Source organism: Magnetovibrio blakemorei (assembly GCF_001746755.1).
Classification (GTDB): Bacteria; Pseudomonadota; Alphaproteobacteria; order Rhodospirillales; family Magnetovibrionaceae; genus Magnetovibrio; species Magnetovibrio blakemorei.
In genome coordinates, this window is sequence record NZ_MCGG01000020.1 from 56,726 (window position 1) to 76,676 (window position 19,951).

At 55.1% G+C, this 19,951-nt stretch carries 22 protein-coding genes and 1 tRNA gene; 12 read left to right on the plus strand and 11 right to left on the minus strand.

Translation table 11 applies throughout. From position 1 onward, the window contains the following. Nucleotides 1-54: 54 nt before the first annotated feature. A complete protein-coding gene (locus BEN30_RS06845; protein ID WP_084005175.1) occupies nucleotides 55-1,314 on the minus strand; it encodes a tyrosine-type recombinase/integrase in 1,260 nt (419 codons plus the stop codon). Nucleotides 1,315-1,441: 127 nt separating this feature from the next. Beyond that, nucleotides 1,442-1,518: transfer RNA gene (locus tag BEN30_RS06850), tRNA-Arg, on the minus strand. 162 nt (nucleotides 1,519-1,680) lie between these two features. Here BEN30_RS06850 and BEN30_RS06855 point away from each other — a divergent pair. Next, complete coding sequence (locus tag BEN30_RS06855) at nucleotides 1,681-2,931, plus strand: DUF2336 domain-containing protein (RefSeq protein ID WP_069957598.1); 1,251 nt, start codon at nucleotides 1,681-1,683, stop codon at nucleotides 2,929-2,931. A 175-nt stretch (nucleotides 2,932-3,106) separates the two neighbouring features. Beyond that, nucleotides 3,107-3,436 (plus strand): TusE/DsrC/DsvC family sulfur relay protein, encoded by a 330-nt coding sequence (locus BEN30_RS06860; protein WP_069957599.1) that lies wholly within the window; start codon nucleotides 3,107-3,109, stop codon nucleotides 3,434-3,436. A gap of 76 nt (nucleotides 3,437-3,512) precedes the next feature. Here the strand turns inward: BEN30_RS06860 and BEN30_RS06865 are convergent, their stop codons facing one another. The 5 genes from BEN30_RS06865 to BEN30_RS06885 are packed head-to-tail and all read right to left on the minus strand — an operon-like array spanning nucleotide 3,513 to nucleotide 7,185. Further along, the gene (locus BEN30_RS06865; RefSeq protein WP_069957600.1) at nucleotides 3,513-4,028 is read right to left on the minus strand and encodes a GNAT family N-acetyltransferase; all 516 of its coding nucleotides are present in this window, start codon (nucleotides 4,026-4,028) and stop codon (nucleotides 3,513-3,515) included. Beyond that, nucleotides 4,025-5,308: a TAXI family TRAP transporter solute-binding subunit gene (locus BEN30_RS06870; RefSeq protein ID WP_069957601.1), complete on the minus strand. Its 1,284-nt coding sequence runs from the start codon at nucleotides 5,306-5,308 to the stop codon at nucleotides 4,025-4,027. Before BEN30_RS06870 ends, BEN30_RS06865 begins: the two co-directional genes overlap by 4 nt. After that, nucleotides 5,305-5,835, minus strand: a complete 531-nt coding sequence (locus BEN30_RS06875; RefSeq protein WP_069957602.1) for a YgjV family protein — start codon at nucleotides 5,833-5,835, stop codon at nucleotides 5,305-5,307. Before BEN30_RS06875 ends, BEN30_RS06870 begins: the two co-directional genes overlap by 4 nt. 34 nt (nucleotides 5,836-5,869) lie before the next feature. After that, nucleotides 5,870-6,184: a TusE/DsrC/DsvC family sulfur relay protein gene (locus tag BEN30_RS06880; RefSeq protein ID WP_069957603.1), complete on the minus strand. Its 315-nt coding sequence runs from the start codon at nucleotides 6,182-6,184 to the stop codon at nucleotides 5,870-5,872. Between the two features lie 23 nt (nucleotides 6,185-6,207). Beyond that, nucleotides 6,208-7,185: an ABC transporter ATP-binding protein gene (locus tag BEN30_RS06885; RefSeq protein ID WP_245649007.1), complete on the minus strand. Its 978-nt coding sequence runs from the start codon at nucleotides 7,183-7,185 to the stop codon at nucleotides 6,208-6,210. Nucleotides 7,186-7,382: 197 nt separating this feature from the next. Here BEN30_RS06885 and BEN30_RS06890 point away from each other — a divergent pair, with 197 nt between their 5' ends. The 5 genes from BEN30_RS06890 (at nucleotide 7,383) to BEN30_RS06910 (ending at nucleotide 12,260) form a co-directional block, all read left to right on the plus strand. Next, nucleotides 7,383-7,562, plus strand: a complete 180-nt coding sequence (locus tag BEN30_RS06890; RefSeq protein ID WP_069957604.1) for a zinc-finger domain-containing protein — start codon at nucleotides 7,383-7,385, stop codon at nucleotides 7,560-7,562. 5 nt (nucleotides 7,563-7,567) lie between these two features. Continuing rightward, complete coding sequence (gene polA / locus BEN30_RS06895) at nucleotides 7,568-10,378, plus strand: DNA polymerase I (RefSeq protein ID WP_069957605.1); 2,811 nt, start codon at nucleotides 7,568-7,570, stop codon at nucleotides 10,376-10,378. 203 nt (nucleotides 10,379-10,581) lie between these two features. After that, nucleotides 10,582-11,217: a hypothetical protein gene (locus BEN30_RS06900; RefSeq protein WP_069957606.1), complete on the plus strand. Its 636-nt coding sequence runs from the start codon at nucleotides 10,582-10,584 to the stop codon at nucleotides 11,215-11,217. A 22-nt stretch (nucleotides 11,218-11,239) separates the two neighbouring features. Next, a complete protein-coding gene (locus BEN30_RS06905) occupies nucleotides 11,240-11,881 on the plus strand; it encodes a hypothetical protein (RefSeq protein ID WP_139134899.1) in 642 nt (213 codons plus the stop codon). Further along, entirely contained in the window at nucleotides 11,859-12,260 is a 402-nt protein-coding gene (locus BEN30_RS06910; RefSeq protein WP_069957608.1) for a hypothetical protein, read from the plus strand. Before BEN30_RS06905 ends, BEN30_RS06910 begins: the two co-directional genes overlap by 23 nt. Before the next feature lie 8 nt (nucleotides 12,261-12,268). On the opposite strand, the gene BEN30_RS06915 is transcribed toward BEN30_RS06910, so the two are convergent. Both BEN30_RS06915 and msrP read right to left on the minus strand, forming a co-directional pair. After that, nucleotides 12,269-12,829: a protein-methionine-sulfoxide reductase heme-binding subunit MsrQ gene (locus BEN30_RS06915; protein ID WP_139134901.1), complete on the minus strand. Its 561-nt coding sequence runs from the start codon at nucleotides 12,827-12,829 to the stop codon at nucleotides 12,269-12,271. 71 nt (nucleotides 12,830-12,900) lie between these two features. Then, complete coding sequence (msrP, locus tag BEN30_RS06920; protein WP_069957610.1) at nucleotides 12,901-13,875, minus strand: protein-methionine-sulfoxide reductase catalytic subunit MsrP; 975 nt, start codon at nucleotides 13,873-13,875, stop codon at nucleotides 12,901-12,903. A gap of 188 nt (nucleotides 13,876-14,063) precedes the next feature. On the opposite strand from msrP, the gene BEN30_RS06925 reads away from it, so the two are divergent. The 4 genes from BEN30_RS06925 (at nucleotide 14,064) to BEN30_RS06945 (ending at nucleotide 17,469) form a co-directional block, all read left to right on the plus strand. After that, nucleotides 14,064-14,732, plus strand: a complete 669-nt coding sequence (locus tag BEN30_RS06925; protein ID WP_069957611.1) for a glutathione S-transferase family protein — start codon at nucleotides 14,064-14,066, stop codon at nucleotides 14,730-14,732. Between the two features lie 394 nt (nucleotides 14,733-15,126). Further along, on the plus strand, nucleotides 15,127-15,750 hold the full coding sequence (gene ectA / locus BEN30_RS06935) for a diaminobutyrate acetyltransferase (protein WP_211563313.1): 624 nt from the start codon (nucleotides 15,127-15,129) through the stop codon (nucleotides 15,748-15,750). A 30-nt stretch (nucleotides 15,751-15,780) separates the two neighbouring features. After that, nucleotides 15,781-17,064 carry a diaminobutyrate--2-oxoglutarate transaminase gene (gene ectB, locus BEN30_RS06940; protein WP_069957613.1) on the plus strand — a complete coding sequence of 428 codons (1,284 nt, stop codon included), beginning with the start codon at nucleotides 15,781-15,783 and terminating at the stop codon, nucleotides 17,062-17,064. 15 nt (nucleotides 17,065-17,079) lie between these two features. Continuing rightward, nucleotides 17,080-17,469 (plus strand): ectoine synthase, encoded by a 390-nt coding sequence (locus BEN30_RS06945; RefSeq protein WP_069957614.1) that lies wholly within the window; start codon nucleotides 17,080-17,082, stop codon nucleotides 17,467-17,469. 80 nt (nucleotides 17,470-17,549) lie between these two features. Here BEN30_RS06945 and BEN30_RS06950 read toward each other — a convergent pair whose 3' ends face one another. Next, nucleotides 17,550-18,101, minus strand: a complete 552-nt coding sequence (locus BEN30_RS06950; RefSeq protein WP_069957615.1) for a hypothetical protein — start codon at nucleotides 18,099-18,101, stop codon at nucleotides 17,550-17,552. Between the two features lie 92 nt (nucleotides 18,102-18,193). After that, entirely contained in the window at nucleotides 18,194-18,997 is an 804-nt protein-coding gene (locus BEN30_RS06955) for a tetratricopeptide repeat protein (protein ID WP_069957616.1), read from the minus strand. 44 nt (nucleotides 18,998-19,041) lie between these two features. Here BEN30_RS06955 and BEN30_RS06960 point away from each other — a divergent pair, with 44 nt between their 5' ends. Next, entirely contained in the window at nucleotides 19,042-19,932 is an 891-nt protein-coding gene (locus BEN30_RS06960; protein WP_069957617.1) for an SDR family oxidoreductase, read from the plus strand. Nucleotides 19,933-19,951 lie beyond the last annotated feature (19 nt).

Here is a 19,951-nt window from a genome sequence, read left to right on the forward strand (position 1 = left end):
GTGAGCCCATTCATTGTCAGCCAACGTAGTAAGCATGGCTGGTTAAGTAGGGCGCTACGAAAGTTTGTCGTGATGATCGACAGGCGTGTCGTGTGCGTAATGCTTCTCGAGCATCTTAACATCGCTGTGTCCCATGTTTTTAGCAATGATCCACGCGCCAAGCTCTTTGATGTTGTGCGTCGCGTAGCTATGTCGAAGGCTATACAGGCTATAGGGCTTCCCGTAAGCGTCATGCGTGACGCCAAGCTCATCCATGTAGCGCGAAAATGCTTTTTTCATGGAGTGGATTTTGTCGCCTTCATACGTGCAAAAAATGTAATCATCATCCATGCAAAACAAAGCTTGTTTGGCGCGGTAGTAGTCCAACACTGTCCATAATCCGCCCTTCGGAATAACCTTGCGAGCTGATCCTTTGGTTTTTCCAGCACGCTCGGCGTTCACAACAATCATACGGACCTCGTTGTTGGCTTCGTCCAAGTCCGTCTGTAAGTGCTTCCACTTGATGGCGTTCGCTTCTTCGCCTGGGCGTATGCCTGTGTAATACAAAAATGCGATATAGAGCGCGAGCTGATCTCGATAATGAACAACAGTGCGAGCGAGTTTTTTGTCGGATTTACGCTGCCAGCTTTTACCAAGAATGAGCTGCATTTGCTTGCGCGTGAAAGCTGGGCGCTTTTCACTACGCCCGCCAATGTCCATCACTTTGGGCTTGTGTGCTAACGTTAGCCAGCCCTGGTCTTGGGCGTAATCAAATATCTGTTTCAGTGTTGCGTTTTCACGCTTGATAGTCGCCGCTGAAGGCTTGCCCTCTTTCACACGGCGTTTGATCGTGCGTCCACCGCGCTCATATTCAATAAAGTCGTCACCAGCACCAATGCGCTTTTCCCAAAACGTCATGCGAAATTTTATATAATCTTCGATCCCGGCTTTCCCAACACGATCAATGCCCATGTCGCCGAAAAACGGTAGAAAGTAGCGATGGATCAGCGCCTTCTTTTCAGCGTATGCGGTTGCGGAGTGTTTCGGTAGGCCAGCATCCATATTGGATTTGTAGTTATCGAGGAACGCTTCAGCGACATCTTTGAACTGCTTGGACTTGAGCTGGAAGCCAGCCTTCAAATCACCTTCACGTTCAAAATACCAAGCAATGGCGCGGTTCTTGGCTTCGTCGTGATTGGACGTTCCGGCTGCTTTGGACTTCCAGCCTTTTTGGCCACTGTTCTTGACGCGGATGTATAGTGCCTTCGTGTGCGCCATGTCGTAAACGACAGCGACGGGCTTACCATTTACAAAATGAACAGCCTCACTTCCCATCCCACAAGCGCCTATCTACCTGATATCAAACACTTTATATACGATTATATATGCTCAGATAACTATAAAGCCCCGCTGACTGATCGTCAACGAGGCTTTATAAGTTATTGAAATCATAGATAAATAATGGTGCACCCGACGAGATTCGAACTCATGACCTCTGCCTTCGGAGGGCAGCGCTCTATCCAGCTGAGCTACGGGTGCGTGGGGCGCACATTAGCGTTTAGGGCGCTGGACCGCAAGCGTCGCTTCGTGTTCAGTGTGCACTTGCTGTCTTGGGCTATTCGGTCAATTATATGAGCATCTTGACCCGGTTGGGTCGAGTGCGCAGATTGGGGCGCTTTTGGGAAGGATGAATGGCTCGTAATGTTTAAAGGTTTGCTGGATAAATTCCGCAAGGGCACGACCCTCGATTATGAAGAAGCCAAGGAACTGGCGAGTGATCAAGACGTAAAAGTGCGTCAAGAGGTGGCGGAGCACCCCCGTGCTCAACCGGAAATCTTGTATTTTCTGGCCACCGACAAAGTGGCTTCGGTGCGCGCCGCCATCGCCAACAACTCGGCCACACCGCGCCTCGCCGATGTGCTGCTGACCAAGGACGTCGATGAAGTTGTGCGCAGCCAGTTGGCGGCGAAAATTTCCAAGCTGGCACCGGGATTGAGCGCCAATGAAGTGGATAAATTGCGCCGCATGACCTATGAGGCGCTGGAAACCTTGGCCCGTGACCAAGCCGTCAAAGTGCGTCAAATCGTCGCCGAAACCTTAAAAGACATGGCCGATGCGCCGCCCGATGTGATCCGTCATCTGGCCGAAGACACTGAATTGGTGGTGTGCGCCCCAGTGCTGGAAAATTCTCCGGTGCTGACCGAACGCGACTTGATTCAAATCATCAACCTCAATCCTACGGATGGTGCGTTGAGCGCCATTTCCAAACGGGCCAGCCTGTCCGACGAAGTGATGGAAGAGCTGTTTGCGTCTAACGATTCCGCCGCCGTGGCGGGGTTGCTGGGTAATGGTTCGGTGTCCATTAAAGAAGATTTGCTGGAACGCATTTGTGACAAATCGCGAACCGTCAAAGCTTTGCAAGACCCCCTGGTACACCGTCCGACGTTGCCCAAGGGCGTGGCCTTGCGGCTGGCCGATTTTGTCGCCGATCACTTGATTAAAGCGTTGTTGAACCGCAAAGACTTAGACCCGGTAACGGCGGCGGCGGTGCGCGAAGAGGTTTCGTGGCGTCTTGACCAGGCGGCCGAAAAAGAAGCCGCCGCGACCACCGAAACACCCTATAGCAAGGCCCAGCGGCTCCATGAAAATGGCGAACTGGCGCCCAGCATGGTGGAAAGTGCCTTGAAAGCGGGGCAGAAGGAATATGCCATCGCGGCGCTTGCGGTGCTGGCGGGTAAATCGGTTGCGGCCGTGGAAAAAATTGCCACGGCGGAAAATGCCAAGGCGGTTGTGTCTTTGTGCTGGAAAGCGGGTCTGGAACCGGAAAGCATTTTGATCATGCAAAAGCGCTTTGGCGCCATCAAACCACCCAGTGTGCTCAAACCCAAAAATGGCGGTTTTCCGCTTTCTGATGACGAAATGGACTGGTTGCTGGAATTTTTTGGCGATTAAGTCCTGACCTTGCGCCAAGTTTTGACTGTGGGCATGAACGTGCATCTGGAAATCTTCTCGAGTGCACATTATATTAGTCCCATCTCATATAGAAGGGCGCGCTGAGATGTCGGCGCGCTTGTCGATGACGCAACATTCAAAACCGCTAAAAAATGACAAACAGTGAGGAATAAAGATGGGTTACGCAGATTTAGAGAAAACCGAAAAAGGCTTCCTGGTCAACCTGGACGACTGGAATGAAGACGTTGCCAAGGAAATTGCTGCCGCAGAAGACCTGCACGATCTGAGCGACAAACACTGGGACCTGATTAAATTTTTGCGCGATGAATATGTGAACAACAACGGCAATCAGCCCAATGAACGCAATATGGTCAAAGCCATGGCGGACATCTGGGGCGAAAAGCCGAGCACCAAAGATTTGTATACGCTGTTCCCCATGCAGCCGTCCAAGCAGGCGACCAAAATTGCCGGACTACCGGAAACCAAACGCAAAGGCGGCTATTAATCCCCGTGTTTGTTAAACCATAGCTGAATATGCATAACCCGCTTCCCGTCTTCGGGGGGCGGGTTTTGTCTTGGCCCTACAACGGGCAATCCATCAGCACGCTGGGGAACAGACACGACTCGCTGATGGCAAGTTCAATGTGGCGGAGCGTCTGAAAGCCGGAAGCCGCATAAAAGTCTTGTGCCGACAAGCTGGAATAACATTCAAGACGGGTGATGGCTTGTGGGCGCGCGGTGTCTTTGCTGCGCGTCATCAAAGCGCGGCCCACGCCCCGCCTGATCCAGTCGGGGTGGGTGGCAAAATGGCGAATGTGGCCGATATGTTGCTGAACTTCACCTTGGCCGGGGCGCACTCCCGGGCATTCTGGCGTCCAACCGCCACAGCCGATGATGCGGTTCTGGGCGTCTTCGGCAACGAAATAGGTCCCACACGTCAACAACGCCGGGTTGGCTGTACAGATCAGCGGAAGGGCGGTGGCCAAAATGTCCGGCGGATAATCGTCGGCCATCAAAACCGTGTACGAAGTCCGCAACAAAGCGCTGATGTTGTCCGCGTCACCCCGTTCGGCTATGCGGGTGGAGAAGGTACTCATTGTAATGGGGGACGAAGACTGCGCATGACCAATTCGATGTGCAGACGCAGATTGTAAACTTCATCCGTATACGACAACGGCACGTTTAAATCCCTGACTTCGTCGGCCATGGTTTGCAGTTCTGCCCGCAGCGCCGTTCGGGTCTTGGCGTCTTGGGTCTTTAGCGCACTTTGTTCGATGCGGATCAAGTCTTTGTACCAGCGAAAAATCCGCGAACGAATACGCCAACGGTAGGCCGGGGGGAGAATCTTGGCCAATGGAATCATCAATGTCAGCAGCGGAATCAGCATGACCTTCAAGCGGTCCACCAGCACCGCCGCCCAAAACGGCAGATAGCGTTCCAAAAACGACGGGCCGTTTTTCAAGAAACGCTCGGCGTCGTCGCTCATGGGGTAATCCACATAGCGACTGGACGGAAACTGGCCGGGTTCCTCAAACAAACCACCGTCTTTGTGGATTTCACTGGCGGCGCGCACCAATAAGGTCTGCAGGGCGGGGTGAAGGTCTTCGCGTGCCGCCAGGGTCGCCGCCGGGGCCAGCAGGGTGATGTCGTGGGCAGGGATGTTGCGCCCCAAACTGATGACGCCCTGGTTTAAGGTCACAGCGGATAAGGCGCGCAATTGGCGGGTGTAGGCCGGGGCACGGATAAAATTCAAAAGCTTTACTTGAGATTGTGCGGGCTCCGCCAACAATTGACCGATCAGGGCCGAGGTTGGCGAGGTGACAAAAAAGGCTGCGTCTACATCGCCCTTGAGGAGGCTCTCTGCCGCTTCGTTCGAGCCCATGTGGAGGATCGTGGGGGCGTCTGTTGGCATTTGATTGATGTCGAGCAGTTGCTGCGCCACCGCCCAGGTGCCGCTGCCCATGGCCCCGGCCGCAATCTTAAGGCCGTTTAAATCGTTGAGTTTTTCCACCTGTAGGCCGGCGCGCACAAAAACCCACAGGGGTTCGAAATAGAGCGAACCCAACGACACCAGTTCAGGATTTTTGTGGGCATCGCCGGTGCCGCCTTGAACAAATGCCACATCGACTTTGTGGCTCGCCAGCAGGTCGATGTTTTCGAGCGAACCTGCCGTTTCCAAGACCGTTAAGGTGATGCCTTGGCGGGCCAAAATTTCGGCGTAGCGGTTGGCGTAGGCAAAGTAGGCACCGCTGGGACCGCCGCTCGCGATGGTGATCGCGCGGGGCGGAGCGGGTTCGACAAATTGATAGGCAATGCCAAATCCGGCAACCAAAATGATCAGAGAAACGAACGCGATACGCAAACTGTCTTTGTTCATCGGACAACTTCCAAACGTTTTCTGTGCTCAACGAAGATCATCCACAGCGATGTGGTGAGGGACAGGGCATCGGCGGACAAGCCGGGTATGGACATGACCAATACGTCATGGACGGTCCAACACACAATGCCAAGCATCATCAACAGCCGCAATGGCAAGATGGTGCTTTGATAACGCGCCAAGCTGAACAAGGCCAACGCGAGGGATGAAAACACCGATGGCCAGCCTTGCCACGTCAGATACGCACCAAGGGCAATCAGCGGCAAGCTCAACAGATAAATGATTTTAAAACCGGGACGGGTGCCCAGCGGAATTGCGCTGATCGCCTGCACGCCGCCAAGGGCATTCATGATGCTGCCAGTAAAGGCCTCCAGCAAATAAAAATGCAGGGAAAATGCACCATGCACGGCAACCTGTGCCCACAGCAAACTGCTGCGCGTTTTATAAAGCGGCCACGTTGCACCTAGGGCGACGCAGACAATGCCGACCAAATTGGCGGCGGGATGAGCCAAGAGGATATCGAGCATTCAAAACCTTATAACACCGTTCAACCATGACCGTTCAGCCGGTGCTCCACGAACGGGGCTTCAGCATGCCGGAAATCTTACAGGTTTGTTGCACATAGCCATAGGGAAATAGCTCGAACACGCGGTTTCGGGGCAGGTTGTTGGCTTTCACAAATGCGCTCATGTCACGACCACTGGGGGCGACGCCGTGCTGGCTGTACCAATCGCGGACAAAGCGAATCACCTGCCAATGATCAGTGGTCAGGACCAGGCCTTCGGCTGCGGCGAATTGTTCGGCGATGGCCTCGGTCCAATCGTTGGGATCGAGCAGATACCCTTCGTCGCCAATTGGGGCATCAATTTTGGTCATGGTTAAATCCCGTATTTTCGCGTTTAGGGACGAACGACAGGGTCTTGGGTCTTGGTCGTCAGTTGCACAAAGATGTCTTCAAGTTCCGGTTCTTGGGTCGACAATTCGGCAAACTTCAGTCCGGCGCTTTGCACGGCGGTGATGATGTCTGACGATCTGACCAAACTCGGCTGATAGGTGAATTGCAATTCGCGGCTGTCTATGAGGGCGACGTTAAAGCCTTTGAGGCTGTCGGGCACATCGGCCAAATCCTCGGTCAGCATGACGGTGACGCGTTTGCTGTCCAACTTGCCCATCAGGTGTTTGGTGGTGTCGCACGCGATCAGCTGCCCGCCGTTGATGATGGCGATGCGGTCGCATAGCTGTTCGGCTTCTTCCAAATAGTGGGTGGTGAGCAGGACGGTGACGCCGTCTTCTTTGTTGAGTTTTCGCACATAGGCCCACAATTGGCGGCGCAATTCGACGTCAACGCCCGCCGTCGGTTCATCCAAAACCAACACCGGCGGGGTATGGACCAGGGCCTTGGCCACCAGCAAACGCCGCCGCATGCCGCCCGATAAGGTGCGTGCATAGGCGTGGGATTTATCCGATAGCCCTACGGCATGCAGAATTTCTTCGGTCCTGCGTTGATTTTTGGGCACGCCGTAAAGGCCGGCTTGAACTTCCAAGGCTTCGCTGGGGGTGAAATATGGGTCGATGTTCAGCTCTTGCGGGACAATCCCGATGGCGCGCTTGGCGGCGCGGGTATCGGTGGAAATGTCGTGACCCCAAATGTTCACGGAACCCGACGTTTTCAATACCAAACCCGCCAAAATGTTGATTAAAGTCGACTTTCCAGCGCCATTTGGCCCCAAAAGACCAAAAAACGAGCCGCGCGGAATGTCCAAGGTGAGGTCGGACAGGGCCTTCATTTCAGGCCGTCGGCCTTGGGCTTTATAGGTCTTGGACAAATTGCGGATCTCGACCGCGTTTTCGGGCCCGCTTTGGGTCAGGGAGGTCACGAATATTAACTCCTCAGTGCATTGCAACCGCCCGATCTTCAGGTATCATCACAAAAAATTGCCTGCTGACCGGGGATTTGATTTCGTGTGAAATGTAAGCCCTTTGCACGGCGGTGCAAGTCTACTTATATAGAAGGGTGTATTCCGCCTCCCCGTTATCCATTTTCGACCATCCCGATACTGAAGGAACAGATGCCATGACTGACACGGCCCCCACCACCGTGACATCCACCACCGTCGCTTGCGATGGCGACCACACAGTGGGCGGTCACCCGCGCGTTTACGTGAAGCTTGACCCGCACACGCACAAGGCGGTGTGCCCGTATTGCTCCCAAGTGTTCGTGCTGGATGCCAACGCCAAAGTCCAAGCGCACTAAGCGGTATGAAACACGTCTTTCTCATCGATGGGTCGGGATTTATTTTTCGCGCATATCACGCCCTGCCCGATTCCATGAAGCGTCCGGACGGGACCGTGGTGAATGCGGTGTACGGCTTCACCGCCATGGTGCTGAAGTTGTTGGCCGACACCGATGCGGACCACATCGCGGTGATTTTTGATCGGGCGCGCAAAACCTTTCGTTCCGACATTTATCCCGAATACAAAGCCCACCGGCCGCCCGCACCGGACGATTTGATTCCGCAGTTTGAGCTGGTGCGCGAAGCGACCCGGGCGATGGGCTTGAAGGCCGTCGATATGGAAGGCTATGAGGCCGACGATTTGATCGCCACCTACGCCCGCCAAGCGCGCGAAAAGGGCGCCCAGGTCACCATCGTGTCGTCGGACAAAGACTTGATGCAGTTGGTCGGCGACGGCGTGGTGATGATGGACGCCATGAAAAACCGCATGATCGGCCCCGATGAAGTGTTTGAGAAATTCGGTGTCGGCCCGGATCGGGTCATCGACGTGCAGGCGTTGGCGGGCGACAGTTCCGACAACGTGCCGGGCGTTGCGGGCATTGGCGTCAAAACGGCCGCGGAACTGATCAACACCTTTGGCGATTTGGAAGGTGTGCTGAGCAACGCCCACACCATCAAGCAGCCCAAGCGCCGTGAAAAATTGATGGAACAAGCCGACAATGCGCGCATCTCCAAACAATTGGTGACGCTGTGCCAAGATGTTCCGGTCGACGTGCCGTTGGATGATTTCGACGTGGTGCGTCCCGACGTCAATTTGCTGTTGGCGTTTTTGAAAGAACAAGATTTTAAATCCTTGTTTGCCAAGGTCGCAGCGTTGGGCTTGTCCATCGGCGACAACGGCAATGCCAAAGTCTCTGTTGCATCGGGGGGCTTGTCCGGCGTCCCACCCAGTGTAGCGCCTATATTAGAACCGCTCCCCGCGGTCCAATTCGAACTTGTGCAAAGCGAAGCCGCTTTGGCGGCGTGGATTGCTGAGGCCCAAGATGCCGGGCTTGTCGCGGTGGACACGGAAACCACTTCGCTCAACGCCATGTCGGCTGCGTTGGTGGGGGTGTCGTTGTGCGTGACGCCGGGCCGCGCGTGTTACATTCCGCTGGCTCACAAAGGTCCGCAAGCTCAAGGCGGTTTTGATTTTGGCGACGGCGCAGACAGCCCCGCCCAAGGCGCACCGGAGCAAATTCCCTTGAAGCGCGCGCTGGAATTGTTGAAACCGTTGTTGGAAAATCCGGGCGTTCTCAAAGTCGGGCAAAACATCAAATACGATATGGTGGTGCTCAGCCGGTACGGCGTCAACATCGCCCCGGTGGATGACACCATGGTGATTTCCTACGTCTTGGAATGCGGTCAGCACGGTCATGGCATGGACGAACTGGCGCGTCTGCATCTGGACTATGAGACCATCAAGTTCAAAGACGTTGCCGGCACCGGCAAAGCGCAAGTGACATTCGACTTGGTCGATTTGGACAAGGCCTTGGATTACGCCGCCGAAGATGCCGACGTCACCATGAAGCTTTATAAAAGGCTCAAGCCGCGATTGGCATCTGAGCACATGAACACGGTTTACGAAACTTTGGAACGCGCCCTGATTCCGGTTTTGGTGCAGATGGAACGTGAAGGCATCAAGGTCGATGCCACGGAACTGAAACGTCTGTCGGATGATTTTGCCAAGCGCCTCGGCGATCTGGAAATTGAAATCCACACCATCGCGGGCGAGCCCTTCAACATCGCCTCGCCCAAACAGTTGGGCGAAATTCTGTTCGACAAGATGGGCATTCAAGGCGGCAAAAAAGGCAAGACCGGGGCCTATGCCACGGGTGCGGATATCTTGGAAGGTTTGGCCGCTGAAGGTCATGAGCTGCCCGCGCGGGTTTTGGACTGGCGTCAATTGGCAAAGCTGAAAAGCACCTATACGGATGCCTTGATCAACCAAATCAATGCGGACACCAAACGGGTGCACACGTCTTATTCCATGGCTGGAACGTCGACCGGGCGGCTGGCGTCGTCTGATCCCAACTTGCAAAATATTCCCATCCGTTCCGAAGAAGGCCGTAAGATCCGAAAGGCTTTTATCGCCGAGCCGGGACACACATTGCTGAGCGCGGATTATTCACAAATTGAATTGCGCCTGCTCGCCCACGTGGCCGATATCGAACAGTTGAAAAAAGCCTTTCATGCGGATTTGGACATTCACGCCATGACCGCGTCGGAAGTGTTCGGCGTGCCTTTGGAAGGCATGGACCCGATGGTGCGCCGCCGGGCCAAGGCCATCAACTTCGGCATCATCTACGGCATTTCCGCCTTCGGCTTGGCGCGCCAGTTGGACATTTCACGCGGCGAAGCCAGCGATTACATCAAGGCCTATTTCGAACGTTTCCCCGGCATTCAAAAATACATGGACGACACCAAGGCGTTTGCCGCTGAACACGGCTATGTCACCACCTTGTTCGGACGCAAATGTCATGTCGGCGGTATCAATGACAAGAACCCCATGGTCCGCGGATTTTCCGAACGCGCCGCCATCAATGCGCCGATCCAGGGCGGAGCGGCCGACATCATCAAACGCGCCATGGTGCATTTGCCGGGCGCGTTGGCGGAGGCCGGACTATCGGCGCGCATGTTGTTGCAGGTCCACGATGAATTGATTTTTGAAGTTTCGGACAGCGAATTGGATGCCACCCGCACCTTGGTCAAAGCGGTGATGGAAAGCGCCGCGACCCTGGATGTGCCACTGGTGGTGGATGTCGGCATCGGCGCCAATTGGGATGATGCCCATTGAGGGCACGCCTTCCGAGCCTGGACGCGGGATGTCTGACAAACCCCCAAAAGGGGTGAGGGCCGTTTTGTATTTTGTATCCACAGCGCCCGCAAAGCCGTAAACGCTTAAGCATTATTTGCATCACAAACTGACCTCTGGACCGTCCTGATAATGGAAGGGCGTGCCGTTGCGCGCTCACATTTCAGAGTCTGAGGGTGCCTGACATGGCCGACAGATCCACGATCTATGCCAGTCTTTTTGATATTTATAGCAATCAGTTTACGCAGCAATGGCAAGCGGAAATGAATAAATCCGCTTATGCGTTTCGAACCTCTGAAACCCTTAAAAGTGTTTCAGACGCGTTGGTCAAGATGGCGGCTCTCGCCGATCAGGCGGATACGCTGGAGACGGACATTGCATCCGGCAAGATTAAAGATGGTGGTGCCACCGCCCAAATTTCGAATTTAATGACGCTGATGTCTGCGCAGAAATCATCCGTTGAAACGGCCTTGTCGGGGGTGGAGGGTATGGACCTCAAAAACCTCACCAAGGCGGCAACGCTTGACCAACCGGGATTGAAGACTTTAGCCGCAGCCTTGAAATCAGGCGCAGACGCGGCGTTGGTGGCCAACCTAAATGCCTTCGTAAACAAGATAACGGCGGGTCTGAATGCGGCCGTTCAATCTGCGTCAGGTTCGTCCCATAAAACAGAGCCTGACCTGAACAGTGCCACGCTTAAGGCACTTGATGTGGTTCGTCGACTTAAAGGCAGTGTTGACCCGAGCAAGCTGAAAAAGCTTCGCAGGGAGAGCGGTGCGGCCACGGCGTTTTGGCTGAAGAGCAGCACATCGTCCACTTGACATACTGATGGGAGTAAATGCCATGCCGACGACGTCCGCACAATCCTTTGCTACGTTTAAAACTTTGGTGTGGAACCGCATGCAGGTTCTTGAGGGTCAAGGACTTGACCTGACCACCGATATCGATGATATCAAAATCGCCATGGATGATATTTATGACATCTACGCGCAGACACTTCCCTTAGGAATTGTCGCCAAGGTGGCATTGGTCGATCAGCCCTTGCGCACCGCAATGGCAACCACGTTTACGACGCTCGGCAATCGTATGGTGGTGTTGCAAGATGACGATTGGCCGCAATTGAACAACGCCAATCTGTTGCTGGAATATCAACAGCCGTTGAACGTGGATTTGTCTGAACAGGCCCAACTTGCGACCGATAACTATCTGCACGTCTATCCCGCCAACACGGTTTACGGTGCAGGTGGGCATGTCACGTTGCCGCTGGCGCGCAGTGGCGTGGTGGGCAAAGATTGGCGCATCGGCATCAACGTCACGCCGGCGACCATGCCCGCAGCCGTCGCGGCGGTGCTGGGGATCATGGATGCGTACAACTGTGTCCAGCATATCAAGTTCACCCCATCCGGTTACGCCGGAAAACCGGACTCGATTATTTTATTATATGAAAAAGGATGGCACCTATATGACCGTGCGCAATGCGGTTGAAGTCGCCATGGGCGGTGGCGGCATCGCTTTGCAGGGGTGCTTCAATTTGCTGTGGAATGAATTTGCCGATGGTATTGCAGAAGCGGCAGAGCCCCCGGACGGTGGCGGAAGCTTTGGTATGTACCGAAGCGTGCTGGCCTATTTTACGTATTATGATTTGTTGGTCAGTTATGGTCATGTCTCGCAAATGTTGTTCGATCTGTGGATTGACAACATCTTCATGGATTTCGGCATTCCGTTGGGCCAGCCCCACGATCAGCGCAGCATCATCAATGTGCCCTATATGACGCCGAAGCTGGAGCTTTATGCCGAATTGATGTCCATTTTTGAGGAAGGGGACATCGACCATACCGACGATTATCAATTGCCGACAATTTAAAAGTCTGTCTAGCGGGGCTGTGATCGGAAGATATGCCAAGCACGAACCGACAACAACAGGGCCAAGATAACGCTGTGCACGGTGGGGGCCAGCAAGTCGGCTTTGACCATCCAGATGTAATGCAAACACCCCAACGCCGCCGCCACGTACACCAGCCTGTGCAGGCGTTTCCATGACTTTGCGCCCAGGCGCCTGATGGCCCCGTTCCACGACGTCGCTGCCAAGGCCAAAAGGATGAGGAAGGCGATCATGCCGACGGTGATGAAGTTGCGTTTAACGATGTCTTTCCAAATGTCGCCCCAGGCAAAAAAGTTGTCGATGACCACATAGTTGGTCAAGTGCAGCGCCACATAGGCAAACGCCCACAGCCCCAGCATACGGCGCATACGCACCGGCCAAACCCAGCCGAACAAAATCTTCAACGGTGTTGCGGCCAAAGTCACCAACAGCGAACGCAAAGCCCAATCGCCCAAATAGCGATTGATGAATTCAATGGGGTTGGCCCCCAACCCGCCGGTTAAACCCAAGCCCACCAACCACGCCAACGGCAACGCCATGACGGTGAACATCAGCCACCACGTGACGCGGTAGGGCGCTTGGATGGAGAGGCTGTTTGGTAAGGTCAAGGTGCGCGTGCTCATCAGAATTTTTTCGCCAAATCCATACCCGTGTACAGACTTGCGACCTCTTCACCATAGCCGTTGAAGATTACCGTTGGGCGTTTAAAAAATTCGCCGACTTTGCGTTCTTTGGCCTGCGACCAACGGGGATGGGAAACGTCGGGGTTAACGTTGGCGTAAAAGCCATATTCATGAGGGGCCGACAAATTCCAAGAGGTCGGCGGTTCTTTTTCGGTAAAGGTGATGCGGACGATGGATTTGATGCCTTTGAAGCCGTATTTCCAGGGCGTCACCAAGCGGATCGGTGCGCCGTTTTGCGGCGGCAGAACTTCCCCGTAGACGCCCGTGGCCAGCAAGGTAAGCGGGTTCATGGCTTCATCCAGGCGCAGGCCCTCGACATAGGGCCATTGCAGCACGCGGCGGTGTTGTCCGGGCATGCGTTCGGGGTCGAGCAGGGTTTCAAAGGCCACGTATTTGGCCTTGGACGTGGGTTCCAAGCGCTTGATGATGGAGGCCAGCGACACCCCCACCCACGGCACCACCATTGACCACGTTTCGACGCAGCGGTGTCGGTAAACGCGTTCTTCCAGCTGTTCGGAGCGGAGCAAATCTTCAATGTCATAGGTGCCGGGTTTGGCGACTTCGCCCGCGATTTCGATGGTCCAGGGGCGGGTGACAAAATCTTTGGCGTTGTCGAACGGGTCATCCTTGCCGGTGCCGAATTCGTAGAAGTTGTTGTATTCTGTGACCGATTCGTAAGGGGTGAGGTCTTCATCCACGGTGTATTGGCTTTTCACCACGTTGGCCAGTTTTTCGCCCCTGACCCAAGCGGCAAAGGCGTCCCGGCCGATCAAACTGCCCGCTATGCCGCCCGCCATGGCGACCCCCGTGCCCTTCAAAACACCGGCCATAAAGCGCCGCCGATCCTTGTAGATGTTTTGAGGGGTCGCGTCAGAGTCGCGCAATTGCCACGATTTAGGGATTTTGATCAGCATGGGTCACTCCGATAATCTTTTTTAACTGTTCTACAGGTAAGGTTTCAATGCGGCGGTTTCATGGTGTTATTGATGGTATTCGCCCAAAGACGCCAAAGGTTACAGCGGTTGTGTCGCCGGGACGTTCTTTCTGTCTATTTTGGCTCAGAGACTATTTTGGGCCGCAAAATTTGTTGTATAAGGTTGCCATGCGCACGCTGTATCACAATTGGCTGTCTCCCCATTCCCGCAAGGTGCGGATTGTTTTGGGGGAAAAAAAGTTGGCGTTCGATCTTGAGGTGGAAAAAACCTGGGAGCGACGTGAAGGCTTTTTGCGCCTGAACCCCGCTGGTGAAGTCCCGGTGTTGGTGGAAGCCAACGGCACGGCGATTTCCGGTAGCCAAGTGATTTCGGAATATTTGGACGAATCTCACCCCACCCCACCCTTGATGGGAGCGGGGCCGTTGGAACGCGCCGAAGTGCGGCGTCTGTGCCAATGGTTTGATGAAAAATTCGACCGCGAAGTGACCGTCAATTTGGTGGGCGAAAAAATCATGAAGCGGTTCTTGGGTCTTGGTTCGCCAGATAGCACGGCCATCCGCGCGGGCAAGGCCAACATCAATCACCATTTGGCGTACATCGGCTATTTGGTTGAACGGCGCACCTGGTTGGCGGGCGATCATCTGACCTTGGCCGATATTACGGCGGCCGCGCATGTGTCGTGCGTGGATTATTTGGGCGACGTGCCGTGGGCGAATTTTGCCTTGGCCAAAGACTGGTACGCCCGGATCAAATCGCGCCCCAGTTTTCGGTCCTTGCTGCAAGATCACATTCCCGGCGCACCCCCGCCAAGACACTACCAGGACCTTGATTTTTAAGCCTAATCGGCGTTGTTACAAACTCTTCACATGCTTTTCACAGGGACGGATTTGACATTGTTGCGCAAATCCTTACCATTGAAGCTGATGTTAGATCAAAATACCCCGTTGGAACCTGAAGATAAAACGCTGACCTTTGCTCCGCGCGAAGTGGCTGGCGCAGGGACGTGTGCGTTAAGTGTTTCGAACACCGCGACGCGCAACAGTCGTCCTCTGGGGTGGGTGTTTGTGGGGGCCCATAGCATGCCCCATTCCGAGCATCTCATTCCCTTCTTAAATTGAGCGCATGACCCGTCGATAGCAGTATCGACTGTTTACCCCTGCTCGTCCTTGCGTTTGTCGAGGCATTGGCGGGCCACATTGCGTCACCATCTAACAGAAAAAGCAGGACAGTATGACTGATCTTTATGTGACACCCCAAGGTGTCGGCACAGGCTCATCGCAACATCAAACCCCCTCATTAAATGCCGACATGAAAATGTCCGCGGCGATGATCAAGGACAGCGAAGCTCTTCTTGATAAAGACGGCGTGGCCGTGCGCACGGCGCTGGAAAGCGATGGTGCCCTGTTGTGGGAAATCGCCCGCGACGCCAAGGGCATCGATTTGAATTCACCCTATGCGTACATGATGATGTGTCAAAACTTCTGCGACACGTCGGCCGTGGTTGAAGTGTATGGCCAGCCCGCAGGTTTTGTGACCGCCTACCGCCTGCCCAAACGCCCCCAGGTGCTGTTTGTGTGGCAGATCGCGGTGTTGCCCGAATTTCGCGGTTTGGGCATAGGCCAGCGCTTGCTGGACGGCTTGGTCACGCTTCCAGGCTGCGCCACGGTGCGCACGATGGAAACCACCGTCACGCCATCCAACGGCGCATCAGAAGCGCTGTTTAGGGGGTTTGCAAAAACCCAAGGTGCGTGTTTGGACATTCGTGAAGGTTTTGCCAGCACAGACTTTCCCGACGATGCGCCGGGTGATGCGGAACGCCTGTTCGTTATTCATCCCCTTCATCCCATCGATTGATTTGCTAAATCTGAAACAGAGGAACGAACGATGAAAACATTTGATAAGCTTGAATCCAACGTACGTGGCTATATCCGGGACTTCCCGGTGGTTTTCTCGACCGCCAAAGACGCCCACATGGTGGATGAAGACGGCAACGTCTACATCGATTTTTTCGCCGGCGCCGGGGTCATGAACTATGGCCACAACAACACCAAGATCAAAGAGGCGGTGGTTGAATACATGATGGGTGATGGCATCACCCATTCCCTGGACATGGGCACCGAAGCCAAGCGCACCTTCTTGGAAACCTTTAACGACGTCATCTTGAAGCCGCGCGGTCTGGAATACAAAATTCAGTTCCCCGGACCCACCGGCACCAACGCGGTGGAAAGCGCGTTGAAGTTGGCGCGCAAGGTGACCGGGCGCACCGAAGTGGTATCGTTTTCCAACGGTTTTCACGGCATGACGCTGGGTTCACTGGCGTTGACGGGTAATGCCACCAAGCGCGCCGGGGCCGGGGTGCCGCTGGGCAACGTCACGACGATGCCGTTTGATGGTTACTTGGGCGTCGATGCCGATACCTTGGCGTATTTTGAGGCGTTCCTGAACGATGCCGGCTCAGGTCAGGATAAACCCGCCGCGGTTATCGTTGAAACCGTGCAGGGCGAAGGCGGCGTCAACGTCGCCAGTTGGAAGTGGCTGCGCAATTTGGAAAAATTGTGTCGTCGCCATGACATCTTGATGATTGTCGATGACATTCAAATGGGCTGTGGCCGCACCGGTACGTTCTTCAGTTTTGAAATCGCGGGTATCCACCCCGATATGGTGTGCCTGTCCAAAGCGATCGGCGGCATGGGTCTGCCGATGGCGTTGGTGTTGATTCGCCCCGATTTGGATGTGTGGTCGCCCGGTGAACACAATGGCACCTTTCGCGGCAACAATTTAGCCTTTGTCGCCGCCACCAAAGCGCTGGACTATTGGCGCGACGACAAGCTTGAAGAAGGCATTGTGTTCAAGGGCTTGCGGGTGCGTGAACGCTTAGACGCATTGGCCGGGCAATTTCCCAAAGCGCAACTGGTCGCGCGTGGACGCGGCATGATTCAGGCGTTGGAAAGCAAACTGGATGGTTTCGCCGAAGAAATTTGTGCCGAAGCGTTCGCCAACGGTCTGATTATGGAAACGGCTGGGGTGCGTTCGCAAGTCGCCAAGGTGATGCCGCCGCTGACCATAGATGAAGTGGTTTTGGAACAAGGCCTCGACATCTTAGAAAACGCGATTGCCCAGGTGGCGGCGCGTCGTTTCCCCAATGCCTATGGCAAGTCCGTTGCTTAAGACAGGACCTTATACATGATCGTTAAAACACTGGACGATGTGCTGGGCACCGAGCACGAGGTCAAAGGCGGCAACTGGACCAGTCGTCGCTTGCTGTTGAAAGATGCCGGCATGGGCTTTTCCATGCACGACACCTTGATCCATACGGGCACGGAAACCTTGATTTGGTATCAAAACCATCTCGAGGCCGTGTACTGCATTGCCGGCAAAGGCGAAATCGAAGTTCTGCCCAACGGCCCAACCTATGCCATCGAACCGGGCACGCTCTATGCGCTGGACGGCCATGAAAAACATTTGCTGCGCGCAGAACAGGAAATGCGCATGATATGCGTCTTCAATCCGCCGTTGTCAGGGTTGGAAGTGCACGATGAAAATGGCGTATATCCGGCTCCATCGGCAGAATGAAATTTAGGCTCAATTATTTGTGTTTAAGTAATTGAGCCTAAATGAATGCGTCGAATCGATTTAAGCTTAAGGCGCTAATCTTAAAGCTGTGCGGCAAAACGTTGCAAAAGGTGTGTCAGTTCAACGATTTCGTCGTTGAGCTTGGCGCGCGCGGTCCAGTTGGGGTGGACGCTTTTGAGATTGCGTTCCTGGCGCAATTTTACCAGCCCACTGGCGGGCTCGATGAAGCCGAACATTTTCTGGCTTTTGGGATCGTCCAAAACCTTGATGAAATGGCCGTCCTTGTTTTCAAACGCATGGCCGGGTTCGGGAGCAATGTCGGCGCTGGCCCCTAAGTCCAACTCCAAGGTCGCAAAGCAATCGAACAGCAGCTCCTCAGGGTCGACATAAATCAGCGCCAGCGCGTCTTTGGCCGTGGGGTCAAGGGTGACGACATAGTGATGCAGGTATTCTTTGCCAATGCGGTTCAGTTTCAGGCAGACCGTATGGCGGTTTCCGTCGTTGTCGCTGGTGGTGCGGATGACAACGGCCCCACAACCGATTTCGTGGGCTTGGCGGTGGGCTGGCCCGTCCACATCGCCACTGGAATGAAGCGGAAAGTCCGGGGTGTCTAAGTGGGTGTTGTTGCTCATGGTGCGTCCCTAATTAATTTTTTTGCAGCCGATATATGCCGGCCCTTAAATGAGTTTCGTCTAATATAGGGAGCCTGGGCCACGCTTACCAGTTATTCCCCACCTTCAAGACCACTATCCAGCATATGCACATTGGCGGCGGCGGCGCGGGCGGCATCCGTTTTGGGGGCCGTGTCCAGCAACTGTTTCCAGTCTGCGCGTGCCGCTTCGTTGTGTCCGGCCAGTCGATGCACGATGCCGCGCTCCAACAAGCCTTCGGGATGGTTCGGGTCAAGGCTTAAGGCCTGGTCCAAATCGGCAAGCGCTAAGTCCTTCTTGTCCAATTGGCGATAAGCGGCACCACGAAGCACCAAAGCGTCCACCCCCAAGGTGGCATCGACGAAGGTTTTATCAGTTCCGGGTGCGCCTTCTATAATGAGGCTGAGGTTTTCAACCGCTTGGTCGTATGCGCCTTGCAACGCGAAGGCTTGCGCGCGCACCAGCAAAATGTGTGGCTCACCAGGGGACAGGGTCAATGCGGCGTCTAGAACGGCGGCGGCGTGCTGGGGGTCGTCTGTGGCAATCCACGCGCGGGCACTTTGCATCAGCAATTTGGCCTTAAAGGCTTTGTTGGCGTGGACCAGATCGGCGAGTTTTTCCAGGCCCTGGGCCGCCTCGCCGTAATGGCCGATTTTGACCAAGGCGGCCAAGGCACAATGGCGTGCTGGATAGCCGCCGCCCAGACCTTCCCAAGTGGTGGCGTCGTCAAACGCGGCCTCGGCATGGGTTTGCACCTTGTCCATGCAGGCCTTATAGCGCATGTGTGCATCGAGGGTGGTTTCGCCCTGCGCCATTCCCCCCGTCAAAGAGAGGGCGCACAGAATAATCACGGTTGTCATTTGGATCGGGCGCGTCATGATGGCTACAGTTGCCTTCTGATGGAAAAAAAGCAAGGGTGGTTATGATCAATAAAACGCCGCATCTGTTTTGTTTTGGCCTGGGCTATTCGGCCCGGTGGCTGGCGCGTGAGTTGAAAAACGAAGGCTGGCGGGTCTCCGGCACGCATCGTTTTGGCGAGGAAACGCGCGAACAGGCCTCAGATGAGAATCGCTTGGTCTTTGACCGCGATCACCCCTTAGCAGACTTCGATATCCTGTTCGCCGACGTCACCCACGTGCTGGTCTCCGTGCCGCCCGATGGTGCGGGTGATCCGGTGTTGGACGTGCACGGCCAAGATTTGGCCCGTCATGCGGCTCATATCCAGTGGCTGGGCTATTTATCCACCGTGGGGGTCTATGGCAACACTGGCGGCAAACCGGTGAACGAAACGTCCCGGCTGCTGCCAACCCAAGAACGCTCACGCTTTCGCGGCCTCGCCGAAACCCGCTGGCAGAATTTGGCGGTGCGCAGCCGCTTGGCGTTGCAGGTGTTTCGCTTGGCAGGCATTTATGGGCCGGGCCGCAGCCCCTTTGACAAAGTCCGCGCCGGTCGCGCTCAGCGCATCCACAGCCCCGGACATTTGTTTTCCCGCATCCACGTGGCCGACATCGCCAACGTGCTGAAAGCCTCCATGGCCAAGCCCGATCCGGGCGGTATCTACAACGTCTGCGACGACGACCCGGCCCAACCCAGCGACGTCATCAAGTACGCCTGCGAACTGCTGGGCAAACCCGTGCCCAAAGAAATCCCCTATGAAGAAGCGGTGCAAACCATGTCCCCCATGGCGCAAACCTTCTGGGCCGACAACCGTCTTATCATGAACGACAAAATCAAAGACGAACTGGGCGTCAAACTCCTCTACCCCGACTACAAGTCCGGCCTCAAAGCGGTGCTGGAAGCGGAGGGGGTGTAGGGGCATTTTGCCTCCGCCT